The following is a 234-nucleotide window of genomic DNA, read 5'->3' as shown; positions in this document are numbered from 1 at the left end:
ACCAAGGTCAACATCGAGTACATCGACTCGGAAGAGATCGACGAACAGGGCGTGGACAGCCTCAAGCATCTCGACGCGATTCTCGTGCCGGGTGGTTTCGGCCGTCGCGGCACCGAAGGCAAGATCAAGGCCATTCAGTACGCTCGTGAATCGAAGGTGCCGTACCTCGGCATCTGCCTCGGCATGCAGCTCGCCGTGATCGAATTCGCGCGCGACGTGGTGGGCCTGAAGCAC

The 234-nt window shown here is 60.7% G+C and carries 1 protein-coding gene; it reads left to right on the top strand.

Annotated elements, in window-relative coordinates:
• On the top strand, window positions 1–234 hold a 234-nt coding region (locus SB786_RS37750; protein WP_410731779.1), incomplete at both ends, for a glutamine amidotransferase-related protein.

This window comes from Burkholderia sp. SIMBA_062 (assembly GCF_046534765.1).
GTDB lineage: Bacteria > Pseudomonadota > Gammaproteobacteria > Burkholderiales > Burkholderiaceae > Burkholderia > Burkholderia ambifaria.
Note: the sequence above shows the minus strand (reverse complement) of the source record. Positions and strands in the feature narration are given on the sequence as shown.